Here is a 16809-nt window from a genome sequence, read left to right on the forward strand (position 1 = left end):
AGATATCTTGTGAGAGAATATCTATATGTACTCTAGAAAGGAGGTGATCCAACCGCAGGTTCTCCTACGGTTACCTTGTTACGACTTCACCCCAGTCGCTGATTCCACTGTGGACGGTAACTAATTTAGTATTCCGGCTTCGAGTGAAATCAACTCCCATGGTGTGACGGGCGGTGAGTACAAGACCCGGGAACGTATTCACCGTAGCATGGCTGATCTACGATTACTAGCGATTCCGGCTTCATGGAGTCGAGTTGCAGACTCCAATCCGAACTGGGACATATTTTATAGATTTGCTCCATCTCGCGATATTGCTTCTCATTGTATATGCCATTGTAGCACGTGTGTCGCCCCGGACATAAGGGCCATGATGACTTGACGTCGTCCACACCTTCCTCCTCCTTACGAAGGCAGTCTCATTAGAGTGCTCAGCCGAACTGTTAGCAACTAATGACGTGGGTTGCGCTCGTTGCGGGACTTAACCCAACATCTCACGACACGAGCTGACGACAGCCGTGCAGCACCTGTCTTAACATTTCTGCAAGCAGACACTCTTCTATCTCTAGATGATTTGTTAGATATCAAGTCCGGGTAAGGTTCTTCGCGTATCTTCGAATTAAACCACATGCTCCACCGCTTGTGCGGGTCCCCGTCTATTCCTTTGAGTTTTAATCTTGCGACCGTACTCCCCAGGCGGTATACTTAATCCGTTAGGTGCATTACTGCCAAGACTAGCTTAGCAACAACTAGTATACATCGTTTAGGGCGTGGACTACCAGGGTATCTAATCCTGTTTGCTCCCCACGCTTTCACGCATTAGCGTCAGTTGAGTTCCAGCAGATCGCCTTCGCAATGGGTATTCCTGGTGATCTCTACGGATTTTACCCCTACACCACCAATTCCATCTGCCTCTCCCTCACTCTAGATTACCAGTTTCCCAAGCAGTTCTATGGTTAAGCCATAGGATTTCACAAGAGACTTGATAATCCGCCTACGCGTCCTTTACGCCCAGTGATTCCGAGTAACGCTTGCACCCTCCGTATTACCGCGGCTGCTGGCACGGAGTTAGCCGGTGCTTATTCGTTAGGTACCGTCATTGTTCTTCCCTAACAAAAGGAGTTTACGCTCCGAAAAGTGTCATCCTCCACGCGGCGTTGCTGCTTCAGGGTTTCCCCCATTGAGCAATATTCCCTACTGCTGCCTCCCGTAGGAGTCTGGACCGTGTCTCAGTTCCAGTGTGACTGATCATCCTCTCAGACCAGTTATGCGTCATAGCCTTGGTGAGCCATTACCTCACCAACTAGCTGATACAATATAGCCTCATCCTACACCGAAAAACTTTCCCTATCTAACTTATGTAAGACAGGAGTATAGAGTATTAGCAGCCGTTTCCAACTGTTGTCCTCTAGTGTAGGGCAGATTAGCTATACATTACTCACCCGTGCGCCACTAACTCATAAGAGCAAGCTCTTACTTGTCCGTTCGACTTGCATGTATTAGGCACGCCGCCAGCGTTCACTCTGAGCCAGGATCAAACTCTCCATATTAATTACCTAGCAAAATTTATTTGATAGGATTTTATTATGAAGTTTTTAATCAAAAAAACTTTTAGTTTTATTTATTAGTTTGTCTAATCTATTATAATTATAAAATAATAGACTGGCTCAATCGATCACTTGTTTAGATTTCAAAGATTGACTAATAGTTTAACAATTGTAAGTTAAAAGAACTTTCTGCTCTGCGTTTTGCAAAACAGAAAGTGAAGTATATATAAGTGATGCTTAAATACAGATAAAAATCAGGCGAATTTTTAAAAACCCATAAAGAAATTTTGAAGTCCAACTTTTCCATTAAATATAATATCTTTTTTATTTGGATCATATTTAAATTCGCTTATTACTTTTTTATCCTCTTCTTTAAAATATCCAGCAGATATCAAAGTAGGCTCAACAAAAGCTACTTCTGGCACTAATGTATCAAAAAAATTCGCCAGACTTTCATCGACACTTACTTTTCCACTAAGAGATAATTTATCAAAAATTTCTGACTGATTTGTTCCCTTTTTAAAGCCATTTACTGCTGCATCCAAATTTAGCTTTAAAGTCTTATCTCCTTTTTTAAAGCTTAATGTATCTATTTTTATGCTTGGATTCTTTTCTAAGATTTGATCTATTATCTCATCAAAATTTAATCCAGCTAAAACATTATAATTTTCTTCATTATTTAAATTATTAAGCTTTTCTAATACATTATTTAAAGCAGGTACATTTATATTTGCGATTTTGCTATCAAAGACAAAATCTGTATATTTTACTTTATCAACTGCTACTATACCTATTTTTATAACATCGTCTGACCTTCCAAGATCATTTGAGATTTCAAATTTTGAGTCATATTTAAAGTCATCTACCAAAATATTACTTACATCATTAGATGCGAAAGAGACCCTTTTAAATTTAACTTTTGCCAAATAAGGTACAAGTTGGCTCTCTAAAATTTTTGAAAACTTAACTGGCTCTTTATAACTTGAGTCAATATAAAATCCTTCGATATTTAGATCAACTTTGTTGTATTCACTAACATCTTTCAAAGCGATCTTGTCCGCTTCAATCTTTAAGCTGTTTATACTATCTTTTGAATCAAGCGTCATACCAATCTTTATATCTTTTGTATTAAATGCAGTTTTTTGCTTATCATTAAATTCAATATTGCTAAATTTAATATCCATATCTTTATCACCAGTTAGGCTAACTTTTGTTTTAGTTGTTGCAATAACATTTGAACCCATGAATGTTGCGATAATGTTTTTAATCATATCGTTTTGAATAGAAATTTTTGAGTCTATTTCAAAGCCATCTATAAAAGCAAGCACTGTATGAGAAATTTCATTTTCTACTTTAAAAACCAAATCCTCATTTACATTTTTACCAAATATATTTTCCAAAAGATCTTTTGAAACACTAAAATCAAATGATCCTTTTGAGCCAAAAAAACCTTTTTTGTAATTGTTATTAGAAATTTTAAAGCCCTTAATATTGTTTAGATCATTCACTATCCTTTGATAGTTCTTTTCCACCTCATTTGAAGCAAAATAAACCGCCCCAATGGCTACCATGATAACTACGATTAAAGCAGATATCACCTTTTTCATGCTTTTCTCCTTTTTGTAATATGTTGTAAAAAAAACCAAATTCCAAGCAACAAACAAACCATAGCAAGAGGCATAATATATCCATGCTCGCCAAGATAGTCGCTTGCACCTACAAAATAATCACCCGCTTTAAAGCTGGCAAATCCGATAATGACCGCCCAAAGCACTGACGAGATCAAATTTATAATGCTAAATTTATAAAATGAATATTTCGTAAGTCCAAGTGCGATAGGAACCAAAGTTTTGACGCCGTAGATAAATTTTTTGATAAATATTATCTTATCGCCGTGTTTTTTGGCCAAAATTCCTGCATAAGCAAGCTTTCTTTTATGATTTTTGATATAAGGCATAAGTGAGTTTTTATTAAATCTTGCGACATAAAAAATTAGCGTGTCGCCGATTGTATTTGCCACAGCAGCGACAATTATACTAAGAGTGATATCCATCTTGCCAGCAAAACTTAAAATTCCAGCGGCGATTAATGCAACCATGCCGCCACCAAGGCTATAAAAAAACAATATAATATAGCCGTATGTTGAAACTGAGTTTATGATATCTTGCATTAATCTCCTAAAAGTTTAGATGCAGAGGCTATTAGCTGTTCATATGCATAGCCACTTTGCTTTAAAATTTCTTCCCTTGCGCTAATGACTGCTCCGCCAAAGCTAGCTCCCGCAAAAAAACCATCATTTGCGGCATATGCGTAGATATCACTTGAAAATTTAAAATCGCTTACTTTACTATAATTGCGTCCAATGTCACCAAAAGCTACTGATAGCTTTGTATCAAGCGTGATCTTGGCATCTTTGATATCATGGATAATGCTATCTTTAAATATAAAAAGCACAAGCGAGCTATCTTCATAACCAAGCTGTATACCGATGCTACCGCCACTTATGCTAACTGGTAAAATTTCACTTGGCGAGTTAATGTTGCCAACAACCATAATGCCATCTCCGCCCATGCCACCAACGACAAAACCGACCTTTTTAACACTTGGAAAGATGATCGTTGCTTTTGACTGCTCGATTAGCTCTTTTATAGGAGCGTTTCTAGCACCTCTCATAGTTGTTATAAACGAGTTTGCCGAGTCTAGCACGAGCTCCTCACTGGCAAAGGCAAGTGAGAAAAATAATAAAATTGAAAAAAGAAATTTCATATCTTGCCGTTATTTTGCAAAATCAACAGCACGAGTCTCTCTGATGACGCTTACTTTTATCTCACCAGGATACTGCACCTTGCTCTCAATCTCTTGAGCTATCTCTTTTGCTACAAGCACGGCCTCGTCGTCATTTATGAGTTTAGCATTTGCGATGACACGAATTTCACGGCCTGCATTTATTGCATAAGCTTGTTTGATGCCATCTTTGCTTTTTGCGATGTTTTCGATCTCTTCGACACGCTTTAAGAAGCTCTCAAGCACCTCACGCCTTGCACCTGGACGAGCCGCACTTAGTGCGTCAGCTGCGCAAACAGCCGCACTTTCTATACTTGTTGCTTCTTCGTGTCCATGATGGGCATAAATGGCATTGATAACTACTGGATGCTCTTTATAGCGTTTACAAATTTCTGCTCCAAGATCGACGTGGCTACCCTCGTACTCGTGAGTTAGCGCCTTACCGATATCGTGAAGTATGCCGGCTCTTTTTGCTAGCTTCTCATCTCCGCCACACTCAGCCGCGATGATACCAGCAAGGTGAGCTACTTCAAGGCTGTGCGCTAGGGCATTTTGTCCGTAGCTTGCTCTAAATTTAAGCTTGCCTATTAGTTTTACGATCTCTGGATGAATTTTATTTAGACCAAGATCCATGACGATATTTTCGCCCTCTTCTTGTATACTTTGCTCAAATTCTTCAGTCACTTTTTTGTGAAGGTCTTCTATCCTCGCAGGCTGGATTCTTCCATCCTCTACCAAAAGCTCAATCACTCTTGTTGCGATCGCACGTCTGTAAAGATTGAAGCTGCTTAGTATAATCGCATGAGGCGTATCGTCGATGATGATATCAACGCCAAGCACCATTTCAAGGGTCTTGATATTACGTCCTTCTTTACCAATAATCCTACCTTTTAGCTCATCGTTTTTGATATTTACTACATTTATCAAACGCTCAGCCGCAAATTCTCCAGCAAATCTTGACGTAGCCTGCGCCAATATGTAATTAACCCTCTTTTTAGCCTCTCTTTTTGCTTCTTCTTCGTATTTTCTAACGATATGAGCGATATCCGCACGAGACTTCTCCTCGACCTTTTTAAGCACGACCTCTTTTGCTTCTTCTTCCGTTAAGCCAGCAGCGTGCTCAAGCACTCTTATCGCTTCTTCTACCTTGTTTTGATAAGTCGCTTTTAAATTTAAGCCCTCTTCGTAAGTTATCTTTGCATCTTGCTTATCTTTTTCAAAAAGCTCTTTACTTTCGTTTAAAAGCTCTTGCTCATTTAATAAAATTTTCTCTTTTTTGGCTAGTTCATCAAATTTACTCGCATACTCTTTTTGAAGCTTTGTCGTCTTGTCATCGTATCTTTTTTTGGCCTCAAATTCAGCTTCTTGTACTGAAATTTTAGAATTTTTAAGCGTTAGTTCAGCTTCGTATTCTATTGCTTTTGCTTTTGCTTTTGCTTGTTCTAAGAAGATGTTGTAGTTTGCATCATTTATCTTTTTAGCGTATAGATACCCTGCTCCAACGCCCGCCACACCGGCTCCTAAGCCTATTAAAACCTCTATCATTTATTCCTCTTTTTATATAATTTTTATTTGGGGTTATATAAAAGTCTGCTACCGCGTCTTGTGTATTTGAAAGCACATCTTTGGTATAAAAGTCTTTTATCTCAAGAAAAACTATCCGTTTTGGCTTAATAGGCAAAGAGTCAAAAAATCTATCATAAAATCCTTTTCCATGCCCTATCCTAGCCATAGCTCCATCAACCCCAATCGCTGGAACTACTGCCATATCAAGTCTAACATTATTCATTTTTTTGCCAGATGGCTGTCTGACGTTAAATTTATAAGTTATAAATGGCAGTCGCAATCTTACCATCTTTAAGCTAAGACCTACCATAAAAGGGGCAAAAATTTCACATTTACGTGATAAATTTCGCCTTATTTTAAGCACATCGACTTCGTAGTTAAGTGGCAAATAAAACAATACTTTCTTAGAATTTGTAAAATTTATCAATTTCAAAAGCGTTTTTGTAGCTTTATAGTGCGAGCATTTGGCCTTAAATTTAGTAAGTTTTATCAAATTTGCTCTTGCATTTTTTCTAAATTCATTTTTTTCTAAATTAACGCTCATTTTATGCTCTTTCTTGTATAATCCTGAAATCTTATTCAAAAGGAAATTCATGACATTAAAACGAGCAATTATAACATCACTTTGCATTTTTGCATTTTTTGGATGCGGCGACGAGAACAAGCAAAAAAAAGAGCAAAATACAAGCGAACAAACGCAAGGCAAAATTTTAGATAAAAATGCTAGCAAAGATGAAAATTTAAGCAAAGACTCACTCACTCCAAAAATGAGTGAAAATGCCCAAGATAGCGAGATAAAAGAGATAAATCTAAAGCTGCTAAGTGGAGCAACTATGCAGATTACAAAAAGAAGCAATGGCTTTGATGTAAAAGATGGCAAAAAAGCAACTCTTTACGTATTTTTCGCCACTTGGTGCCCACCTTGTAAGGCCGAGATCCCGCACCTAAACAACCTAAGCGAGAAATTTAAAAACGAGCTAGATATCGTTGGTGTGCTACTTGAAGACAAAAGTGAAGATGAAGTAAAAGATTTTGCTCAAAAGTATAAAATAAAATATGAAGTTGCGGTTGGTGAGGGAAATTTTTTATTTGAAAAAGCAATGGGTGGCATAAAAGGCTTGCCTGCGTCAGCACTTTTTAAAGCAAATGGCGACTACGTTCAAGGCTACATCGGTCTTGTGCCTGAAGAGATGCTTGAAAATGACATAAATAGGGCAACAAAATAATGCTTGACTTTCTAAAAAAAGGCTTTGAGAAGACTTTTGGAGCGATAAGCTCAGCTAAGAAGTCAAAAAAGATAGACAAAGAGAGCTTAGAAGAAATTTTGCTTGAAGCTGACGTAGCTTACGAGATCGTGGAGGAAATTTTATACTACTTGCCGCCACAAGATGAAGTGAGCAGAGCTGATCTTAGGCGCGTTATGAGTAGCTATTTTATCTACGAAAATGAGCGCGTGATCGAGCCTGATAAGCCATTTGTCGATCTCATCCTTGGCGTAAACGGTGCTGGCAAGACGACTACAATCGCAAAGCTTGCAAATTTATATAAAAATAACGGCAAAAGCGTTATTTTAGGCGCTTGTGATACATTTAGAGCTGGAGCTATCGAGCAGCTGCGCCAGTGGTCAATTAGACTAAATGTGCCAATAGTCGCCACACAGCAAGGTCATGATCCTTCAGCTGTTGCTTACGATACGATTAGCTCAGCCCTTGCAAAAGGTATCGACCGAGTCATCCTTGACACAGCCGGCAGACTTCAAAACCAGACAAATTTAGCAAACGAGCTAGAAAAGATCGTTCGCATTAGCAAAAAAGCTTACGAAAAAGCGCCTCACCGAAAAATTTTGATTCTTGATGGCACGCAAGGTAACGCCGGAGTTGCGCAAGCGAAAGCATTTAACGATATTGTCTCGCTTGATGGTGTCATCATCACAAAGCTTGATGGTACCGCAAAGGGTGGAGCGCTATTTGGCGTGGCAAGAGAGCTTGAGCTACCTATATTTTATATAGGCGTTGGCGAGAGCATGGATGATATCATCAAATTTAATCCAGACGAGTTTTTAGACGAGCTAATGGACGCCATTTTTGAGTAGGGTAAAATTTCTTAGTAAAATTTGCTTTTTCGCTGCTCTTTTGGCAATTGATTTTCTTGCATTTACTCCAAAATCTCCTACTATCATCGAAAATTCGTGGGATAAAGCTAACCATTTTTTAGCTTTTTTCGTCCTTTATATACTGCTCTACCTTGGCTATGAGTTTAAAATTTTAAAAAATTTAGCCCTACTTTTAGCCTTTGGTGTGCAAATAGAGCTCGTTCAGGCGTTTTTACCAAATAGGGAATTTAGCTTGCTTGACATCGTGGCTGACATGATCGGAGCGGCTTTTGGAGTGATAGTAGTTGAAATTTTAAAAAGGATAATTTATGGCAAAAGCAAAGCCAGTTTTTGAGTGTCAAGCCTGCGGTAATCAACAGGCAAAGTGGCTGGGCAAATGCCCACAATGTGGTGCTTGGGATAGCTTTATCGAGCTTAGTCAAGCAGAGATAAAGATAAGCAAAGAGATAGCAAAAAGTGCTAGCACACCTAGCAAAGCCATAAGCATAGACGAAGTTGAAATTCAAAATTTCACGAGATTTAGCACCAAAGATAGCGAGCTAGACCTCGTTCTTGGTGGTGGCGTTGTCGAAGGCTCGCTCGTTTTAATAGGTGGCAGCCCAGGAATTGGCAAATCAACCCTGCTTCTAAAAATCGGCTCAAATTTAGCAAAAGACGGCAAAAAAACGCTCTATGTAAGCGGCGAAGAGAGCCAAAGCCAGATAAAAATGAGAGCTGATAGGCTAAATGCGGTGGATAAAAATTTATACCTGCTAACTGAAATTTGCCTAGAAGATATCCTGCTAGAGGTGCAAAAGAGCGACTATAAAGTGCTAGTAATCGACTCTATTCAAACGCTTTATAGCCAAAATATAACCTCCGCCCCAGGCTCGATCACGCAGGTTCGTGAGATCACATTTGAGCTAATGAGACTTGCAAAAAACCAAAATATCTGCGTCTTCATTATCGGACACATCACCAAAGAGGGCTCGATCGCAGGGCCAAGAGTGCTTGAACACATGGTCGATGTGGTGCTTTATTTTGAGGGTGACGCGAGCAGAGAGCTGAGAATTTTGCGTGGGTTTAAAAACCGCTTTGGCTCGACGAGTGAGGTTGGTATATTTGAGATGAGCCAGCACGGACTGGTGAGTGCAAATGAGGTATCGAGTAAATTTTTCACACGTGGTGGGGCTATGAGTGGTAGTGCGATCACCATCATAATGGAGGGCTCAAGAGCGCTTAGCATCGAGATACAAGCACTTGTTTGCGAAAGTGCCTACCCAAAAAGAAGCTCGACTGGTTTTGAGAGAAACCGCCTAGATATGCTGCTAGCCCTACTTGAGCGAAAGCTAGAAATTCCACTTGGGCACTACGACGTCTTCATAAACGTTTCAGGTGGCGTTAAGATAAGCGAAACAGCGGCCGATCTAGCCGTCATAGCAGCGATAATCAGTAGCTTCAAAAATCGCCCTATTAGCAAGGATAGCGTATTCATCGGTGAGCTAAGCCTAAACGGCGAAATAAGAGAAATTTTCAACCTCGATCAGCGCCTAAAAGAGGCAAAAATGCAGAAATTTAAAAATGCTATCATCCCAAACAAACCGCTTGACACGCAAGGGCTAAAATGCTTTTACGCCAAAGATATCACGCAAGTGCTTGAATGGATGTAAATTTGTCTTGCCAGCGACTTAATATCAATACTTTGCTGGCTAGGCCATGTTTTTTGAAATTTATCTTTTACATAAGACTGAGAGCATCTATGCTTTTTCTTTGAAATTTAAATTATAAAAATTCCATTCTTTGCTTATAAAATACCTATGCCCTCTTATCCACTTTAAGCTTTGCCACTTTTTCTAAAATTTCAAACATACTCTTACCACTATCAAATTCACTCTTTATAAATTTATAAAGCTCTTTAAATCTCTCATCGGCTTCAAGCTTATAGGTTTGAGACTTTTTAGTAACTTGTATAGGTGTAAATTTCTTCTCTTTTTTATCTTCTTCGTTTTGTGTTTCAAGATCATTAATGGAATTTATAGTCTCTTTTGCTAACTCCTCGTCAAGCTCTAAACCAAAGCGCTTCTTTAGTGCAAATTTAGTCCAATTAGCTTTAAACTCATCAACGCTCATATCGCTATCAAGTAACTCGGCTGTTTTTGTTCCACCAAAGGTAAAGTCAGAGAAACCATGCTTTCTGGTATATCTTTTTATAAATTCGTTAACAGATAAAGTCTCTGAGTCACCAAAAGCTCTCTCAAGCCCCAAAGCACCGCTATCATCTATAAATTTCTTTAGCTCATCTATCTCATCTTTTGAAAAAGTGTCGTCATAGCCCATAAGCTTGCCAAGTATGCTAATCCTTGCCTCTCCTTCACCTTTTACGAAGCCAGTGAGTGAGTGCTCATATCTGTCGTATTCCCTTGCTTTAGCTTTATCGTCTAGGCTCATATACTTAGGAAATGTCATGCCATGACCCATATCGTTACTAAGTATCTCATTTATATCGTTAAATTGAAAGCCCATCTCTCTTGCTATGTTTTCTCTTGAGAGATAGTTAGTAGTTGGGAGATTATTAGAAATTCGCATTTTACTATCCTTAGTCTCTTTAGTTCCATTAAATCTTAATTAAAGATATCGTCTTTTCTTTAAAAAATTTTATAAAAATACGTTTTTTAAATTTATCAGAAGTAGTTAAAAGACATTAAAAAGTTTTGTAAAAATGTGTAAATTTCATACAATCATCACTGCAGCTACAGCAAAACCGCCGTCGTGAGTTATGCTAAGGCTTGCTTCTTTGATATTAAAATTTGTATAAATTTTTGGGCTAAATTTTATCTTTGGTGCGTTTTTTGCGTCTTTGCTAAGCTCAATGTCCAAAAAGCCACACTCTTTACTAATCCCCACACCAAGGGCTTTGCTAGCTGCTTCTTTGGCCGCCCAAAATCCAGCCAAAGTCGCATCATTTTTTGCTAGCGCGATCTCGCTATCGCTTAAAAATCTCTTTAAAAAAAGCTCGCCATGACGAGCCTTTAGTCTTGAAATCCTATCTATCCTAACGATATCAATACCTATCATTGCACCACAAAATCAGTAAAAAATATGTTTTTGATGTAGCCATCATTTAGCACTTCATTTAACTTACCCACGATCTCGTCTTTTAGCCTATCTTTGCCCTTTGCGGTACTTACTTCTTCGTAAGTTTTTGACGAAAGTGTCCTGATGATAATATCTCTTAAAAGTGCCTTTTTCTTATCAAGCTCAGGAGTTAGCAACTCATCGCTTTGCTCCATATCGATCTTAGTTTTAAGAAATCTTGAGCCATTTTCGCTAAGCAAATTTACAATAAACTGATCAAGCGGATATATCGGCCCCATATTTGAATAGTCGTTGCTACCATGCTTTGCTTTATTTTGAGCTGGCATGGACTGCGTTTGAGTCTGAGTTGGTGCTTGCATCATGTTTGCCTCTTTTGGCTCGTCAGAACTAAGCATCAAAAACGCGACTAGCCCTCCAATAACTAGTAGCAAAACAAATATCGCAATGATAATTATCATTAATGCACCATTGCCACCTTTTTTTGCTTTTTTCTCTTCAACTTCTTCAGCCATCTTTCCTCCTTTAAGTTTTGGCTATAATTATACAAAAAATTCGCAAAAATGAGAAAAAATGATGCATAAGACAAATGCTGCCAGAGCTTTAGATAAGCTAAAAATTAATTATGAAATTTTAGAGTATGAGGTTGATTTGAACGATCTTTCAGCCATTCACGTGGCAGCTAGCACCAAGCAAAATATAAAGCAAATTTATAAAACTATCGTTTGTGAGTGTGAGCCTAAAAATTTCGTTGTTGCTTGCTTACAGGGCGATTTGGAGCTTGATCTAAAAGCACTTGCTCACGCGTGTGGCGCCAAACGCTGCGAGCTTATAAATTTAAAAGACTTAGAAAAGATCACTGGCTACATTAGGGGCGGCTGTTCACCGCTTGCTATGAAAAAACACTTTGCAACATTTATCGATGAACGCGCGAAAGAACAAGAATACGTGTTAGTAAGTGCTGGAGTAAGAGGCAAACAAATAAAAATAGCACCAAATGATCTTTTAAAGACTTGCGAAGCAAGTTTTGCCAATATCGCTAGGCTAGCTCTTTAAAAACTCTATAAATTTAAACTTCTCGCCTAAAAACTCAGGCGAGATTAGAAATTTTGCTTGTTTGGTTGCATTTTCATAGGCTTGCTTGCTACTTTTTTCAAGCACTAAAGATAAAATTTCATCCATGCCAAGATCACAAACTAAAGCTTCGTTTTGTTTTTTAAATTTAAGCATCTCAAAGCCAGCCTCACAAAAAGTCTCTTTTACCTGCTTAAAGCAAAGGCTATATGTTAGATCCGATCTTTTAAAGTATGACGCGAGGTTTGAAATTTCAAATAAAGAAAAAACTTGATGATCTTTAAAGACTCTTAAACTAAACTCATTTTTTGGCTCAAATTCGCCGTAGTCAAAGCTTAAAAATCTCACCTTTTTTGCCACACTTGCAAGCTGGAGCGCAAATTTAGCGTAGCTAGTTGATATCTCGCCCTTTTTTATGCCAAATTTTTTTGCAAGAGCTAGTAAATTTTGATCCGCCTTTTGCCAGTGAAATTTTAGGTCTTCGTCCACAAAAAGCATATTTTGCCCATCTATAACCTCGCAACTAAATGCGTCAAGTAGCTCATTTGAGATGACAAAAATTTCATCAAACGAGTACTCGTCTAAATTTTCATAGTGCCCTACTCTAACTTCGTCACCAAAGCGTTTTGTAAAAGTCTCAAGCTGTTTTTTACGTAAAATTTCATGAGGCTCGATGATGATAAACTCTAAATTTGACAAAATTTCTGGCTTAAGCGTAAAAATTCCTTGCGCAAAATCAGCTAGCATATTGCCAGAGTTTGCGCCAATCTCTACGACCTTGCAAGAGCTAGAAATTTCGCCTTTTTTAAGCAGTTTTAAAAAATAGTTTGCAAGGCAAGCGCCAAAGAGATAGCCAACGCTTACATTTGTATAAAAATCGCCCTTTTTGCCGATATCAATACCAAATTTATAGTAGTTTTCATTGACCCAGATATCAAAAAACTCGCTAAATTTCATAGATCAGGTAGCTTCCAGCCTCTATAAAACGCAAACATCCTAACTGTAATGCCAGCAGCAAGCAAGAGCATAGTAAAAAATATATTGGTAAGGCCTAGATGATAGAGGATAAAGTAAGCAAGCCCCACGCCAAGGCTTATCGTGCCGTAAAGTCCGGTGCGTAAAAACCATGGAATTTCATTTAGCAAAATATCTCTTAAGATACCGCCGCCAACCCCGTTAAAAAAGGCGATCATCATGACGCCAAAGATATTGTAGTTGTACTCAATAGCAACCATCGCTCCGACGATCGAAAAACAAATAACATCGATCGCATCGGCGAAGATGAATACAAATTTTCGCTCCAAACCTTCTCTTTTTATGTGTAAATTTGCCACTCTTGAAACAATCAACATAAAAATAACAACGCTTACTGGCATGTAGTGCGTAAATGAATAAACCGCCCTACCAACAAGCATATCACGCATGATACCGCCACCAAGTGCGGTCAAAAATGCAGACAAAAAGACTCCAAGCCAGTCGCACTCCTTTTTTACTGCAAATAAAAACCCACTAAGTGCGGCTGATGCGATACCGACGTATTCGACAAAAAGTATTAAACTCATATTTTTTCCTTAAAAGGTCGCATTTTATAATGAACTCTCATAAAAAATCATTAATAATATTTTTACCATTAGTTTATTTTAGGCTATAATAACGAAAAAATTTAAGGAAGGAATTTTAATGAAAAGACTACTAATCATATTTCTTGCTGGTTTATTTTTCACGCCATGTTTAAATGCTGATGTGATCCAAAATCAAAAGCTAAAAAATGCAATAAATATCTTAAACGCTTTTGGTGCAAGAAATTTAAAGCCAAACACTAAATTTGAAGGTATAAAAGCGATTGCCATAATCCCTGATGTGACAAAAGCAGGCGCTATCGTTACTGGCTCAACAGGTAAAGGCGTATTTATCGCTAAAAACGATGATGGTGAATGGTCAAGTCCATTTTTTGTAAATTACACATCTGGTAGCATAGGCTTGCAGCTTGGTTACAGTTCAGCTGATATGATCATTTTATTTAAAAATTCAGAAGCTTATGCAAATTTATTTAATGCAAAAGATACGATCAGCCTAAAAGCAGAAGCAACTGGTGGCGTTGGTAATGAAGCAGCGATCACAAGTGATTTGCCTGAAATTTCAGCATTTGCTGAGGAGCGTGGCAAGACAAGTGGTGCTTTTGTAGGCGTTAGCCTAGATGTGGCAAGGCTTAAAATAAATATACAAGATACAAATGATTACTATGAGCGAATGTATGATTTTGAAAATATCTACAACAATAGCCCAAAAGCTAGTAAATACACTCTAAAATTTAAAGAAATAATCTCAAAATACTTCTTATAGCTCAAATTCCTTGACTCATTAAGTGAGTCAAGAGCTCTTTTTATTTTTACTTTTATGATTAATTTTATAGAAGTTATGGCTTAGCTTTTTGCTAAACCATAAATAGTGAAACGAAGCGTTTTTTAGGGATTGGAGAAAATTGAGTCATATACTCAAACGCTTCTTCGTAATCGCCATCTGTATATTGTGCAACTTGTTCGATAAGCTCATAAAGCTCCTCATCGTCCATAGAATCAAAACTGCCTCTATTTTCTAAAACCTCTAACAAAACGGCGTCTAATTCAAGCTCGTCGTAAGTCATTTCATTCCTTAATTTTGATTTAAAAAATGCGACACTATACCAAAACAATCTTATAAAATACTTTACTTGAAATTCGTAAGAAATTTTATGCTTTTTTTATAAGTAAAGTTGTAAAATCCTTATATTCATTATCATTTTAGTTAGGTTTTTGTGGATAATTTTGAACTATTTTATAAGCATTTTAAAGAATTTTTAGAAGCCTTTGGGCAGAAAAGCTCAGAGTTAAAAGAACAAATTTTGCATGTACTTTTCATTAGCAACTCTCATCTAAGTGCTCAAGAAATTTCTTCAGAAATTTACAAAATCCACAAGAATGAAATTTCAATGACATCAATTTACTCGTTTTTAAATTTTCTCGAAATGCATCATCTTGCAAATTGTTTTGAAGAAAATGGAGTAAAAAAATTTGAGTTAAATTTAAAATCCTCGCACGATCATTTGATATGTGAAATTTGTGAAAAGATAGTTGATTTTGAAGATGAGATAATAGAGCAAAGGCAAGAGCAAATTTGCAAAGAAAAAAATTTTAGCGAGCAGTCGCATACAATGATACTTTATGGTATTTGCAGTGATTGCCAAGAGAAAAATGAAAATTAAATTTTATCATTTCATTTTACTTTTTGATAATGAAAAACAAAAAAATTTCAGATTTATTTAAGCTGTGAAATAGATAATACGCAATTAAAAAAAAGGATGAAAATGGATATAAAAACACAAACTTTAGCACAAGTTGCAAGCTATTTTTCAATGATAGCTCACACAAACGGCAGACTAAGAGTAAGAGTTAGCCCAAAGATAAAAGAGCTAAGTAGCAGCGTAAATTTAGCTAGCTTAGATGATGTGATAGCTCAGATAAATGGTATAAAAAATGTAAAATTTAACAAGCTAATCGGCTCTGTAACGATCGAATACGATCATGAAATTTTTCCAAAAAATCTTTGGGAGGATCTTTTAAAAGGGCAAAATTTAGAAGAGATTTCAACTAGAGTAAATGAAGTTGCAAAAGAAGTGAAATATGCTTAATGAACTTTTAAATGCATCATACACCAGCGAAAAGAACGCACTTAGCTTATATGAAAATTTAGCTTTATTTGGTGATGTTTTTAACGAGATCGCAAATATCAGAAAAAATGCGATCATCTTGATAGAAAAATTTGCGAGCACACATGATTATGAGCTTGCTTGCGAAAATGAAGCTATATTTTTGCCAGCAAAAAATAAAGAAGATGCGCTGATACAAGCTTTAAACTATGAGTTAGAGCTAAATAAAATGTATGAAAAATTTTGTGAAAGCTTAGATGATGAAGAGCTAAAAGATCTATTTTTTAGACTTTGGGCTACTTCAAATAACGAATACGTTGCCTCTTTAAAGCAACGCTTAAAAGAAATTTATAGTGGCTGTGAAATAAAAAATGAGCTAAATTTAAATGAAATTTCACAAAATTTTGAGCAAAATGGCATAACAAATATTTTAGAAAACTATCAAAATGACTTTAATGAGATAACTAAAAGCTTGCAAAATATCGCAAGCGGCAAAGCTGATAAAAGCGAGTTAGCAAAGATAACTAATAATCCAAATTTCTCGTTTTTTAGCGGGCTTGCGCTTGGGGCATTAGGCATTTCAGTAGTTAGCAAAAATTTTAATAAGGATGAAGAAAATGAATAATTTACAAAATCAAACAAAGAAAGGATTTAAAATGGCATTACCATTTTTAGCAGGTTTAGCAGTAGGCGGTTTAGCAATAGCTGCTTGGAATAAAAGAGATAAGATCAAAGAGTACGCCCAAGATGGCTTTGATAAAGGCAAAGAGGCTGCAAAAGATCTTTACAAAAAAGGTAAAAGCGTTGCAAAAGATGCAAAAGACTTTATAGTAAAAGAAGAGAAAAAAGCAAAACGTGGTGCTAAAAAAATAGAAAAAGAGGCTGAAAAAGTGGTAAAGAAAACAAGAAAACCACGCGCTAAAAAGCCAGCTGCTCCAAAAGCTATCACACCAAACGATATAGCATAAGGA

At 37.1% G+C, this 16809-nt stretch carries 21 protein-coding genes and 1 rRNA gene; 10 read left to right on the plus strand and 12 right to left on the minus strand.

Translation table 11 applies throughout. The features are described from left to right. Window positions 1–36: 36 nt before the first annotated feature. The 6 genes from TH67_RS03290 to TH67_RS03315 form a co-directional block, all read right to left on the minus strand. Window positions 37–1547, minus strand: a 16S ribosomal RNA gene (locus TH67_RS03290). A 263-nt stretch (window positions 1548–1810) separates the two neighbouring features. Next, window positions 1811–3151: a DUF945 family protein gene (locus TH67_RS03295; protein WP_072594342.1), complete on the minus strand. Its 1341-nt coding sequence runs from the start codon at window positions 3149–3151 to the stop codon at window positions 1811–1813. Then, on the minus strand, window positions 3148–3714 hold the full coding sequence (locus tag TH67_RS03300) for a DedA family protein (RefSeq protein ID WP_072594343.1): 567 nt from the start codon (window positions 3712–3714) through the stop codon (window positions 3148–3150). The genes TH67_RS03295 and TH67_RS03300 overlap by 4 nt, the downstream gene beginning before the upstream one ends. After that, window positions 3714–4310, minus strand: a complete 597-nt coding sequence (locus TH67_RS03305; protein WP_072594344.1) for a lipid-binding SYLF domain-containing protein — start codon at window positions 4308–4310, stop codon at window positions 3714–3716. Before TH67_RS03305 ends, TH67_RS03300 begins: the two co-directional genes overlap by 1 nt. Window positions 4311–4319: 9 nt before the next feature. Continuing rightward, window positions 4320–5873 (minus strand): ribonuclease Y, encoded by a 1554-nt coding sequence (rny, locus tag TH67_RS03310; RefSeq protein WP_072594345.1) that lies wholly within the window; start codon window positions 5871–5873, stop codon window positions 4320–4322. Continuing rightward, window positions 5806–6438 (minus strand): 5-formyltetrahydrofolate cyclo-ligase, encoded by a 633-nt coding sequence (locus TH67_RS03315; protein WP_072594346.1) that lies wholly within the window; start codon window positions 6436–6438, stop codon window positions 5806–5808. The genes rny and TH67_RS03315 overlap by 68 nt, the downstream gene beginning before the upstream one ends. 49 nt (window positions 6439–6487) lie before the next feature. Here TH67_RS03315 and TH67_RS03320 point away from each other — a divergent pair, with 49 nt between their 5' ends. From TH67_RS03320 to radA, 4 genes are read left to right on the plus strand one after another with little or no spacing between them, the layout of a single operon-like run. After that, on the plus strand, window positions 6488–7120 hold the full coding sequence (locus TH67_RS03320) for a TlpA family protein disulfide reductase (protein WP_054196779.1): 633 nt from the start codon (window positions 6488–6490) through the stop codon (window positions 7118–7120). Further along, on the plus strand, window positions 7120–7986 hold the full coding sequence (gene ftsY / locus TH67_RS03325; RefSeq protein WP_072594347.1) for a signal recognition particle-docking protein FtsY: 867 nt from the start codon (window positions 7120–7122) through the stop codon (window positions 7984–7986). Before TH67_RS03320 ends, ftsY begins: the two co-directional genes overlap by 1 nt. Next, complete coding sequence (locus TH67_RS03330; protein WP_072594348.1) at window positions 7979–8341, plus strand: VanZ family protein; 363 nt, start codon at window positions 7979–7981, stop codon at window positions 8339–8341. Before ftsY ends, TH67_RS03330 begins: the two co-directional genes overlap by 8 nt. Next, window positions 8316–9656, plus strand: coding sequence for a DNA repair protein RadA (gene radA / locus TH67_RS03335; protein ID WP_072594349.1), 1341 nt, complete (start codon window positions 8316–8318; stop codon window positions 9654–9656). Before TH67_RS03330 ends, radA begins: the two co-directional genes overlap by 26 nt. A 145-nt stretch (window positions 9657–9801) precedes the next feature. On the opposite strand, the gene TH67_RS10605 is transcribed toward radA, so the two are convergent. The 3 genes from TH67_RS10605 to fliL form a co-directional block, all read right to left on the minus strand. Next, on the minus strand, window positions 9802–10572 hold the full coding sequence (locus TH67_RS10605) for a hypothetical protein (protein WP_072594350.1): 771 nt from the start codon (window positions 10570–10572) through the stop codon (window positions 9802–9804). Between the two features lie 144 nt (window positions 10573–10716). Next, window positions 10717–11061 (minus strand): holo-ACP synthase, encoded by a 345-nt coding sequence (gene acpS, locus TH67_RS03345; RefSeq protein ID WP_072594351.1) that lies wholly within the window; start codon window positions 11059–11061, stop codon window positions 10717–10719. After that, on the minus strand, window positions 11058–11594 hold the full coding sequence (gene fliL / locus TH67_RS03350) for a flagellar basal body-associated protein FliL (RefSeq protein WP_072594352.1): 537 nt from the start codon (window positions 11592–11594) through the stop codon (window positions 11058–11060). Before fliL ends, acpS begins: the two co-directional genes overlap by 4 nt. Before the next feature lie 58 nt (window positions 11595–11652). Between fliL and ybaK the strand changes: the two genes are divergently transcribed. Beyond that, entirely contained in the window at window positions 11653–12135 is a 483-nt protein-coding gene (ybaK, locus tag TH67_RS03355; protein ID WP_072594353.1) for a Cys-tRNA(Pro) deacylase, read from the plus strand. Here ybaK and TH67_RS03360 read toward each other — a convergent pair. Then, window positions 12124–13110 carry an SAM-dependent methyltransferase gene (locus TH67_RS03360; protein WP_072594354.1) on the minus strand — a complete coding sequence of 329 codons (987 nt, stop codon included), beginning with the start codon at window positions 13108–13110 and terminating at the stop codon, window positions 12124–12126. The two genes, ybaK and TH67_RS03360, sit on opposite strands and share 12 nt — an antisense overlap. After that, the gene (locus TH67_RS03365; protein ID WP_072594355.1) at window positions 13107–13715 is read right to left on the minus strand and encodes a trimeric intracellular cation channel family protein; all 609 of its coding nucleotides are present in this window, start codon (window positions 13713–13715) and stop codon (window positions 13107–13109) included. Before TH67_RS03365 ends, TH67_RS03360 begins: the two co-directional genes overlap by 4 nt. A 118-nt stretch (window positions 13716–13833) precedes the next feature. On the opposite strand from TH67_RS03365, the gene TH67_RS03370 reads away from it, so the two are divergent. Continuing rightward, window positions 13834–14496, plus strand: coding sequence for a lipid-binding SYLF domain-containing protein (locus TH67_RS03370; protein WP_072594356.1), 663 nt, complete (start codon window positions 13834–13836; stop codon window positions 14494–14496). A gap of 91 nt (window positions 14497–14587) precedes the next feature. Here the strand turns inward: TH67_RS03370 and TH67_RS03375 are convergent, their stop codons facing one another. Next, the gene (locus tag TH67_RS03375; RefSeq protein ID WP_002942234.1) at window positions 14588–14797 is read right to left on the minus strand and encodes a hypothetical protein; all 210 of its coding nucleotides are present in this window, start codon (window positions 14795–14797) and stop codon (window positions 14588–14590) included. A gap of 150 nt (window positions 14798–14947) precedes the next feature. Between TH67_RS03375 and TH67_RS03380 the strand changes: the two genes are divergently transcribed. The 4 genes from TH67_RS03380 (at window position 14948) to TH67_RS03395 (ending at window position 16806) form a co-directional block, all read left to right on the plus strand. Next, complete coding sequence (locus tag TH67_RS03380; protein ID WP_021091224.1) at window positions 14948–15394, plus strand: Fur family transcriptional regulator; 447 nt, start codon at window positions 14948–14950, stop codon at window positions 15392–15394. A gap of 102 nt (window positions 15395–15496) precedes the next feature. After that, entirely contained in the window at window positions 15497–15820 is a 324-nt protein-coding gene (locus TH67_RS03385) for an HMA2 domain-containing protein (RefSeq protein ID WP_021091233.1), read from the plus strand. Next, window positions 15813–16463, plus strand: coding sequence for a ferritin-like domain-containing protein (locus TH67_RS03390; RefSeq protein ID WP_072594357.1), 651 nt, complete (start codon window positions 15813–15815; stop codon window positions 16461–16463). The genes TH67_RS03385 and TH67_RS03390 overlap by 8 nt, the downstream gene beginning before the upstream one ends. A gap of 31 nt (window positions 16464–16494) precedes the next feature. Then, a complete protein-coding gene (locus tag TH67_RS03395; RefSeq protein ID WP_072594414.1) occupies window positions 16495–16806 on the plus strand; it encodes a hypothetical protein in 312 nt (103 codons plus the stop codon). The last annotated feature ends 3 nt before the right edge of the window (window positions 16807–16809 follow it).

It is taken from the genome of Campylobacter concisus (genome assembly GCF_001891085.1).
GTDB lineage: Bacteria > Campylobacterota > Campylobacteria > Campylobacterales > Campylobacteraceae > Campylobacter_A > Campylobacter_A concisus_O.

What these genes read in the sequence shown, in the direction of transcription:
- TH67_RS03375 (WP_002942234.1), bottom strand. Translation starts at nt 14,797, where the DNA reads ATGACTTACGACGAGCTTGAATTAGACGCCGTTTTGTTAGAGGTTTTA.
- TH67_RS03385 (WP_021091233.1), top strand. Translation starts at nt 15,497, where the DNA reads ATGGATATAAAAACACAAACTTTAGCACAAGTTGCAAGCTATTTTTCA.
- TH67_RS03295 (WP_072594342.1), bottom strand. Translation starts at nt 3,151, where the DNA reads ATGAAAAAGGTGATATCTGCTTTAATCGTAGTTATCATGGTAGCCATT.
- TH67_RS03370 (WP_072594356.1), top strand. Translation starts at nt 13,834, where the DNA reads ATGAAAAGACTACTAATCATATTTCTTGCTGGTTTATTTTTCACGCCA.
- TH67_RS03365 (WP_072594355.1), bottom strand. Translation starts at nt 13,715, where the DNA reads ATGAGTTTAATACTTTTTGTCGAATACGTCGGTATCGCATCAGCCGCA.
- acpS (WP_072594351.1), bottom strand. Translation starts at nt 11,061, where the DNA reads ATGATAGGTATTGATATCGTTAGGATAGATAGGATTTCAAGACTAAAG.
- ftsY (WP_072594347.1), top strand. Translation starts at nt 7,120, where the DNA reads ATGCTTGACTTTCTAAAAAAAGGCTTTGAGAAGACTTTTGGAGCGATA.
- fliL (WP_072594352.1), bottom strand. Translation starts at nt 11,594, where the DNA reads ATGGCTGAAGAAGTTGAAGAGAAAAAAGCAAAAAAAGGTGGCAATGGT.
- TH67_RS03305 (WP_072594344.1), bottom strand. Translation starts at nt 4,310, where the DNA reads ATGAAATTTCTTTTTTCAATTTTATTATTTTTCTCACTTGCCTTTGCC.
- rny (WP_072594345.1), bottom strand. Translation starts at nt 5,873, where the DNA reads ATGATAGAGGTTTTAATAGGCTTAGGAGCCGGTGTGGCGGGCGTTGGA.
- TH67_RS03300 (WP_072594343.1), bottom strand. Translation starts at nt 3,714, where the DNA reads ATGCAAGATATCATAAACTCAGTTTCAACATACGGCTATATTATATTG.
- TH67_RS03395 (WP_072594414.1), top strand. Translation starts at nt 16,495, where the DNA reads ATGGCATTACCATTTTTAGCAGGTTTAGCAGTAGGCGGTTTAGCAATA.
- ybaK (WP_072594353.1), top strand. Translation starts at nt 11,653, where the DNA reads ATGATGCATAAGACAAATGCTGCCAGAGCTTTAGATAAGCTAAAAATT.
- TH67_RS03360 (WP_072594354.1), bottom strand. Translation starts at nt 13,110, where the DNA reads ATGAAATTTAGCGAGTTTTTTGATATCTGGGTCAATGAAAACTACTAT.
- TH67_RS10605 (WP_072594350.1), bottom strand. Translation starts at nt 10,572, where the DNA reads ATGCGAATTTCTAATAATCTCCCAACTACTAACTATCTCTCAAGAGAA.
- TH67_RS03320 (WP_054196779.1), top strand. Translation starts at nt 6,488, where the DNA reads ATGACATTAAAACGAGCAATTATAACATCACTTTGCATTTTTGCATTT.
- radA (WP_072594349.1), top strand. Translation starts at nt 8,316, where the DNA reads ATGGCAAAAGCAAAGCCAGTTTTTGAGTGTCAAGCCTGCGGTAATCAA.
- TH67_RS03390 (WP_072594357.1), top strand. Translation starts at nt 15,813, where the DNA reads ATGCTTAATGAACTTTTAAATGCATCATACACCAGCGAAAAGAACGCA.
- TH67_RS03315 (WP_072594346.1), bottom strand. Translation starts at nt 6,438, where the DNA reads ATGAGCGTTAATTTAGAAAAAAATGAATTTAGAAAAAATGCAAGAGCA.